Origin of the sequence: uncultured Gimesia sp. (genome assembly GCF_937910335.1) — a bacterium.
Classification (GTDB): domain Bacteria; phylum Planctomycetota; class Planctomycetia; order Planctomycetales; family Planctomycetaceae; genus Gimesia.
On sequence record NZ_CALEMX010000157.1, the window covers coordinates 1 to 6,413 of the forward strand.

General features: G+C 48.6%; 5 protein-coding genes. 3 read left to right on the top strand and 2 right to left on the bottom strand.

What is annotated here, in order from left to right; translation table 11 throughout:
- Positions 1 to 100 precede the first annotated feature (100 nt).
- The 3 genes from msrA (at position 101) to Q0668_RS06325 (ending at position 5,080) form a co-directional block, all read left to right on the top strand.
- Positions 101 to 820, top strand: coding sequence for a peptide-methionine (S)-S-oxide reductase MsrA (gene msrA / locus Q0668_RS06315; RefSeq protein ID WP_298861489.1), 720 nt, complete (start codon positions 101 to 103; stop codon positions 818 to 820).
- Positions 821 to 983: 163 nt separating this feature from the next.
- On the top strand, positions 984 to 3,656 hold the full coding sequence (locus tag Q0668_RS06320) for a DUF1553 domain-containing protein (RefSeq protein WP_298861492.1): 2,673 nt from the start codon (positions 984 to 986) through the stop codon (positions 3,654 to 3,656).
- A gap of 20 nt (positions 3,657 to 3,676) precedes the next feature.
- Positions 3,677 to 5,080 carry a DUF1501 domain-containing protein gene (locus Q0668_RS06325; RefSeq protein ID WP_298861495.1) on the top strand — a complete coding sequence of 468 codons (1,404 nt, stop codon included), beginning with the start codon at positions 3,677 to 3,679 and terminating at the stop codon, positions 5,078 to 5,080.
- Between the two features lie 120 nt (positions 5,081 to 5,200).
- Here Q0668_RS06325 and Q0668_RS06330 read toward each other — a convergent pair whose 3' ends face one another.
- Positions 5,201 to 5,935 carry a hypothetical protein gene (locus tag Q0668_RS06330; RefSeq protein WP_298861499.1) on the bottom strand — a complete coding sequence of 245 codons (735 nt, stop codon included), beginning with the start codon at positions 5,933 to 5,935 and terminating at the stop codon, positions 5,201 to 5,203.
- Between the two features lie 79 nt (positions 5,936 to 6,014).
- Positions 6,015 to 6,353: a GNAT family N-acetyltransferase gene (locus Q0668_RS06335; protein WP_298861502.1), complete on the bottom strand. Its 339-nt coding sequence runs from the start codon at positions 6,351 to 6,353 to the stop codon at positions 6,015 to 6,017.
- Positions 6,354 to 6,413 lie beyond the last annotated feature (60 nt).

Sequence of the window (6,413 nt, forward strand, 5' to 3'; positions counted from 1 at the left end):
CCCCCTGTTCCTCGTCACCGAGATTGTCTAAAATAAAAAACAGTTGTATCCTTCAATACCTTTATTTATTTCTGACATGTACTACAGGGAAGAATACGTCATGACGTTCTCACAATTACCAATGTTGGTTTTAGTTGGTTTCTCACTCACCGCAATGCTCACGCTAATGAGTGGCTGTGAGAAATCTCTGACACAGGAAGACCGTCCGGTTGTCATCGCCGATGAACAGCCACAATCACAACACAAACCAGCGGCTCAGGAAGATGATCAACTGGAAGTGGTTACCCTGGGCTCAGGCTGCTTCTGGTGTACCGAAGCGTTTTTTCGAGAATTGAAAGGCGTCAAGTCGGCTGTCTCCGGATATTCAGGTGGCCCGAACCCAAATCCCACTTATAAAGCAGTCTGCACCGGCACAACCGGACATGCTGAAGTCATACAAGTCACGTTCGACCCTCAACAGATTTCCTTAACCGATATACTCAAAGCGTTCTGGGAAACGCATGACCCCACCACGTTGAATCGCCAGGGAGCAGATGTCGGCACGCAATACCGTTCCGCGATCTTCTATCACAACGAACAACAAAAAGAACAGGCGACCGCTTACAAAAAGCAGCTCGATGCATCAGGCCAGTTTAAAGCCCCGATCGTCACGGAAATCACTGCCTTCGAGAAATTTTATCCTGCAGAAGATTACCACCAGGATTACTTCAAGCTCAATCCGAATCAACAATACTGCCAATACGTCATCCGACCCAAACTGGAAAAATTCCGCAGCAAATTCGCCGACAAGCTGAAAACAGCAGAGACCGATAAGCAGTAATCCTCTTCGGAACATGTAGCCCAGAGCAAAGAATGACTCATTTTCTGTTGTAGGACCATAAAGGCTCTGATACATTAGTCATTGTTGATGTATCATTTTGCCATATCGGGCTGTCCTACCGACGCGGTCTATCAATCAGACAAAGCGTTACGGAGTATCATAGATGAGACACTTGGGGCCACTCTCAAAAATTCCCTGTTTCTATGCTGTCGCCATCATCCTCTGTGTGACTCTTGTATTAGAATTTCGCTCAGAAACTCTGGCTAAAGAACCGACAAAAAAACAAAAGACCGAATTGACATATGAGAACGACATTCTCCCGATCTTCCGGATGAAGTGCTTTCGATGCCACGCGGGTGTCGAACCCAAAGCCGGACTGAATTTGTCTCAGCCATCAGCATTAATAATCGGCGGTGATTCGGGAGCAGCCATTCGAATATCAGCAGCCGAGTCGAGTCTGCTTTATGAAAAAATTGCCTCAGATGAGATGCCCGCTGCCGGTCAAAAACTAACCGCCACAGAAAAGGCAACTGTGAGAACGTGGATTAATAATGGCGCCAAAGGCATTAGCCACGCAAAGACCATTGATCGCTCGGATGAAATTACCGGCGTCGAATTATGGTCGTTCAATCCACCAGTTCGTCCCAAAGTACCGCAGGTTACAGCCCAGGCACGCGTTTCCAATTCCATCGACGCGTTTATCCTCAAAAAACTGGAACAGAAACAACTCACACTCGCTGCCGAAGCTGATCGACTGACACTCCTGCGTCGCGCATCGTTCGATCTGATTGGCCTGCCCCCTTCGCCGAAGGAGATAAAACAATTTCTCGACGATAAGCGGCCCGATGCCTACACGCGTATGATCGACAGGTTGCTGGCAAGCCCTCATTATGGCGAGCGATGGGGACGACATTGGCTGGATGTAGCCGGATATACAGACTCCGCAGGCATTCTCTCCGCAGACGTTCCCCTGCAGCTATCTTATCGTTATCGCGACTACGTAATTCGCGCATTTAATAAAGACAAACCCTACGATCGGTTTTTACAGGAACAGATTGCAGGCGATGAATTAACCGACTATTGGACCGCGCACGACACAATGGACACCCTGCCAGAAGACGTCGTCGAGGGGATCACAGCTACCGGCTTTCTAAGAACAGCCGCGGATGCCAGCCGACCGGATTTTGCATCTATCAAGAATGCGGCGGGACAATATTTCTACCCCACCATGTTCGACACATTGCAAATCGTCTGCTCATCAACGATGGGGCTGACCGTTCAATGTGCCCGCTGTCACAGCCATAAATTTGATCCGATTCCACAAGTCGATTACTTTCGCATGCAAGCAATATTCACGGGCGCATTTCGACCGACGGACTGGGTGCCGCAAACGAAACGTCGCCTCAAGATCGCGACCAAGAAGCAAAAGCAAGCTGCTGACAAAACCAATGCGGAAGTTGACAAAACCATAAAAGCACTTAAAGCAGAATTCGAAAAATACAAGCAGGAATTAAAAGACCAGATTTTCGCGAAACGTCTCGCCGCTTTACCTGTAGAAATTCGCGATGACGTTAAAACTGCGTTTGCCACAAAAAAAGAGAGTCGGAACGATATTCAAAAATATCTGTTTGAGAAATTTAAAAAACAACTCAGTCCCGACACCAAAGATCTCGATCAAATTTATAAAGCAAACTTCCCGGCATACGTTACCAAAGGGAAAGCGTTAAACGATCAAGTTGCCGCTGAAGAAAAACACAGAGTCATTTTTGGTGAAGTCCGCGCCCTTTATGATCTGCCTGGAAGCGTTACTACACCGGTCTTACTGCGCGGAGACCCACAAACTCCGGGGCCAGATGTCGATCCGGGCGTGATTTCGACAATCAATACATCAAAGAAATTTTCCTGGAAAGCGCCACCAGAAGGAACCCGCACAAGTGGGCGCCGCCTTGCTTTCGCGCGCTGGTTGACGCAACCAAATCATCCACTCACTGCCCGGGTTATGGTCAATCGGATCTGGCTGCATCATTTCGGAACAGGCATCGTCTCGACACCAGAAGATTTTGGCGTTTCTGGTTCACCTCCCAGCCATCCGGAGTTACTCGACTGGCTGGCAACGGAGTTCGTCCGAAATGGCTGGAGCATCAAACATCTGCATCGGCTGATTCTTACATCCAGTACATGGCGCCAGCGATCGCGTGTCACACCTGAAAACCGCAAAAAAGGAACAGCCGTAGATCTAGAAAACCGACTGCTCTGGCGACAGAACCTGCAACGACTTCAAGCCGAACCCCTCCGCGACGCAGTGCTCGCAACATCAGGCTTATTGAATCCAACACTGTTCGGGGCGCCCATAGCCGTCCAACGCTTAAGCACCGGCGAAGTGGTCGTACCCGTGAAGTCTGCACCAGATCGCCGATCCATTTACATCCAGATTCTAAGGCTCAAACCACAAACAATGCTCCGTGCATTCGATCAACCGGAAATGACTGTCAATTGCACAAACCGCAACACATCCACCGTCTCGACACAAGCATTGACTCTGCTCAACAGTGACCCCATGGTCCGCGCAGCAAATGCCTTCGCAAAACGAGCACAAACCGAACAACCTGCGGACCCCGCAGGCTACGCAGTCATGGCCGCGTTTTCGCGTCCCGCGACAGAAGATGAACGAAAATTGTTTTCACTATTTCTAAACGAACAAACGGCAAAACATCTTGCCACCCATCAGAGCGAAGACCAGAAGAAAGCGAAAATAATCGCAGAATCAAAACAGCTTGCGCTGGCCGACTTGTGTCATATGCTGTTGAGTGCGAATGAGTTTGCCTACATCGATTGAAGTTTTTTTCGGAGAGTTCCATGAGCCAATTTAATTTCATGTCACGCCGTGATGCACTGCGACGGTTGGGAGATGGATTCGGCGGACTCGCGCTCGCCTCAATGCTCAGCGAAGCCGCTGCTGCTACACACTCGACGGCTCACGTACCCCACAGCGTTCCAAAAGCAAAAGCAGTGATTCAGCTTTACATGCACGGCGGTCCGAGTCATGTCGATCTGCTCGATCCCAAACCGATGCTCAATAAGTTTCATGACACCGCGCCACCCGAAGAAGTTTCCGACGACGAAAAGAAAACAAAAAACTTGATGGGCAGCCCCTATCAATTTAATAAGTGTGGCGAGAGTGGTCTTGAATTTTCGGAAATCCAACCACATGTCTCACAACATGCTGACGATATCGCCGTGGTACGTTCGATGTTCACAGAGCATCGCAATCATGAACAGGCAATCTGGATGGCACAGACAGGTCTGACCGTAGCGGGACGACCGACGTTGGGATCGTGGGTCACGTACGGACTGGGTTCAGAAAATCAAAATCTGCCCTCATTTGTGGCACTTCCCGATCCGAAAGGCCAATCCGTGGATGGTGTTCGTAACTGGTCCAGCGGTTGGCTACCACCGCGATTTCAGGGAACGGTTTTCCGCGAACAGGGAAGTCCCGTACTCCATCTGGAACCAAAAATACCCAGGCCCCAAGAAGTCACAGAAGGCCGCTTTCGTTTGCTCAAAAAACTCAACGAAAAACATCTGCTACAAAGATCCGGCGAACTTGAACTCGAAGCCCGCATTCAATCATTTGAAATGGCCAGCCGCATGCAGCTCGCTGCCACAGATGCCCTGAACCTCGCACAGGAAACACAGGAAACGCAAAAATTATATGGCATCGACAATCCGACAACAAAATCCTACGGCACACGCTGTTTGATGGCGCGGCGACTGGTCGAGAGAGGCGTACGCTTCGTTTCACTCTTCATGGCAGGTCAACCGTGGGACACACACTCTAATAACAACAAAGGAACGAAAGCCTGCTGTGATCGAACAGACCTGCCCATCGGTGGATTACTCACAGACCTCAAGCGGCGCGGACTGCTCGATTCGACATTGATCCTCTGGGGTGGAGAGTTTGGTCGTACACCGGGTGCCCAGCAGACTCAAAAGAATATCGAGTTTGGACGCGATCACCATCCCTATGGCTTCAGTGTCTGGATGGCTGGTGGAGGCATTAGAGGAGGCCAAGCCTACGGCGCTACAGACGATTTTGGATACCGTGCCATTGAAAAACGCACACAAACAGCGAATTTACACGCAACGATTCTTCACCTGTTAGGCTTGGATCACGAAATCTTAACCTACCCACACGACGGCCGAGACGAACGCTTGACCGACCTCTATGACACCAAAGTGATCAAAGAACTGATTACCTGAGTGGGAAAATGAAATGCGGATTAAACCGCACTCGGTGACACTTCGGAATTTGGAATCCATATCCTGAACCAGCGAATCTGCCAGTAACTCTGTCAGCGAATGCGAATTCCGATCAAGCATTCACCCTGCGGCTTTGTGATCCCCAGGCAATTCAATCTGAAAACTTTGCACGTTTTTGCATAGATATTCCAGACTGGCATGAATCAAGATGATCACGCCCAGCATTTCCATCGCTTCTTCCAAAGTGATGATCAGCGAATATTGCAGGTTTTTTTCTCCATGCGAAAACGCATGGAAAGCGCTGATCATTTCCACACCGATCGCGCCACCCACAAAAACCGCACCGGCTAAAAGAAATAAATTGCGTGTTCGTGCCGGTAGCGAGATTAAAAATCGTAACATAAAACCAGCAACCATCAGCACAAAGATACCCCCCGGAATCACCCATGCATAATGTAATACGCCCTGTGCATCAATCAGCTTCCGCATAGGTTCAATCGCACATTCATGGATCGAAGCGACCTCGTCCATTGAAAGTAAAAAAAACAATCCAGAAAGGAAGAACCAGTGAAATGTATATCGATCTTTTTGTACTCGTTTACTCAAAGCAATCAAACACAACACCACTGAAGCCATCAACAATGCGATGGAAGAATACCAGGTTGGCAAGTTGCCTTCATAGTCTACATACAACAGAGGAATCAGTCCGAACACAGTATCATGCCCCGTACCATACTTCACCAATTGTGAGCAAAGACTCAAGCTGAGTAGTACACCTACTATAAGCAGTAGCTTGCGTGTAACTGTAACTGGTTGTGGGATTCTCAAATTAATGGAAGTCGGCTGATAACTCATGGAACACCTTAATAGTGACTTTGTATTGCGTTGGAATGCAGTCTATAGAATGCTAATCTGATTCGGAATGAATTCGATTTCACTTCTTCACATGTGAGTGTTTAGCAGATTGATCCTGCGGTTCAACTGTGGCTTCAGATGTGAATCGGTCTCGATACCAGCTGGCAACCTGATTGCTCAACTGCAGAATCTTTGCCATTCCAGAAAGGGGAGAATAATGCACATACCGGTAACTGTTCTCTACCGATGTGTACCAGTATTTCTTCGCATCCAGAGATCCGGGGCCGATATCGTAAATCAGATCCCCCCGTTCCATGCTGTTGCGAAGCATGCGCCCCATCAATAATCGTCCCAGCCCTTTATTAGAGATGCTGGGATCAAAGCCCATTCGCAGCGAATAAACTAATCCCTGATAAATATAATTATAGGGTTCCTCTAATAATTCCTTGAAATCAAGGAATTAAGTATGGACGTGTTT